The sequence below is a fragment of the Undibacterium sp. SXout20W genome, from assembly GCF_049340285.1.
In the GTDB taxonomy this organism is placed as follows: Bacteria; Pseudomonadota; Gammaproteobacteria; order Burkholderiales; family Burkholderiaceae_D; genus Undibacterium.
Genome location: NZ_JBMPPH010000099.1, coordinates 1 through 1,777, shown reverse-complemented (window position 1 = coordinate 1,777; position 1,777 = coordinate 1). Strand labels below are relative to the sequence as shown.

The 1,777-nt window shown below is 41.8% G+C and carries 2 protein-coding genes; one reads left to right on the top strand and one right to left on the bottom strand.

Annotated features, from left to right (window positions below):
- Positions 1-111: 111 nt before the first annotated feature.
- Positions 112-474, top strand: a complete 363-nt coding sequence (locus tag ACO0K1_RS20125; RefSeq protein WP_423028976.1) for a hypothetical protein — start codon at positions 112-114, stop codon at positions 472-474.
- Between the two features lie 173 nt (positions 475-647).
- Here ACO0K1_RS20125 and ACO0K1_RS20120 read toward each other — a convergent pair whose 3' ends face one another.
- Positions 648-1,598: a hypothetical protein gene (locus tag ACO0K1_RS20120; protein WP_423028974.1), complete on the bottom strand. Its 951-nt coding sequence runs from the start codon at positions 1,596-1,598 to the stop codon at positions 648-650.
- Between the last annotated feature and the right edge of the window lie 179 nt (positions 1,599-1,777).

Here is a 1,777-nt window from a genome sequence, read left to right as displayed (position 1 = left end):
CGCTGGTCTGGTACGACGCGGGATTGGAAATTGAAGGACGAGGTCTGGCTGAATCCGAAACGAAATCAGGCAGAGGAACTAATGCTAGCAGCATGACTTGACGCGACATCTTTGTTGACAACTACCGGTATTCATCTCCTATGCCATCATATTTTCAAGCGCCGTGATACGACGCTGGTATTGCCGCTGGCAGCGAGCACTGAATTTTCTACTAGCGCTGGTATTCGGTGTCGCAGCGGGGAAATTAATGTACGCCGATTAGGTCGGGTTGCCGTTCAATTTAAGCAACGCACGAACGCATTAAGTTCGACAAACGATCCGAATCGTGCCCATTTGCCGAGTCTTTCCATGCAGGCATCGATTTTGGTTGTTAATCCACCACGAGAACACCCGAAAGCTTGCTTCCCATATTTTTCAGCAGTGGGGCAAGATGGTGCGCGCGCACCACGGTACTATCGAGACACACTTGTTTAGTGCTCAATCGATGATCACAGGTTCCCAGCGAGGACTCTCGGGAATAACGCCGTAAACAACGGCGGTCAGATCCAATGCATATATATTAACCTATAGAAAATCCAGATACCTCAGATTTTCAAATATTAGAAATTAAATCGTTTGACTGGTAGCCAAACTATATTCAAACCCAATTAAGATTCAACTTTGGCTTGAGTTAAGAATTCGTTCGTATAAATATGTAAAAACATATTGGCCACAATCGTTGCCTGGTCATCTGTTAAGACGGTTTTCTCGATGAGAAATTGCTTGATTTCTGCAGTTGTATTAAACGATCTGCTAAGTAAATTCTTTTCACCAGTCAGCTTTTCCAAATCATACAAAAAAATTCCATCACCGTAAGCCTCTGATAAAAAATACGATTGAAGGTTATTACATTCGACTGTAAATCGTTCATCGACTTCGGCATTGATGGATTTTTGATTTTGCACTTTTGGTTCAAGCCAAGACAGCATCCGCTTCAATACAGGTATTTTGTAGCTAACCAAACTAATCGCAGCGGAAACCATCAGCATGGTTGCCAGCCAACACAATAGTCCGTTATTCCAAAGATAAGATCTAATAGACCATGCGAAATTCTGAAGTGTGTCAAATTTGAAGATCAATACAAATGCAACCAGCAATGAAGCGGCAAATCCGCTGCGATTAAGTTGATACTTAATAATTTCTTTCCTTTTACCAAACTCATACTTTACTGTTGAATCAATTGATTTTCGTAACTTTTCAAGTCCCGGCTTAATTCCAGCTTTGAATAAGTCCGGCTTAATTAATTGAATGATATTGGCTATGCCAAAGGTTTTGATTGCTGGCAAAATGTTGTATGTATACACGCCGTATTTGAAAACGTTACCTTCCGTATTTTCAAACGATACAAACGGGGTATTTTCTAAGACAGGATTTTGTTCGTTTAAGAAATTTTTATTAACTTTGTAGCTTGAGCGAATCATTAGACTACAAAAAGTCTTTTTCTTAAAAACGCCAACATTTGCGGATAAGGCAAACCCATTATGCCTATTTGACGAGTTGTAATTGATGGCAACCGTTGCTTTGGGCGTGATAATTGGCAAATCTCTTGCGATGATCATTCCATTATTTGCGCAAACTCGGGCGCTAAACGCTACATCTCGGTCACCTGCATTCGGTAGTTGTCAACAAAGATGTCGCGTCAAGTCATGCTGCTAGCATTAGTTCCTCTGCCTGATTTCGTTTCGGATTCAGCCAGACCTCGTCCTTCAATTTCCAATCCCGCGTCGCACCAGACCAG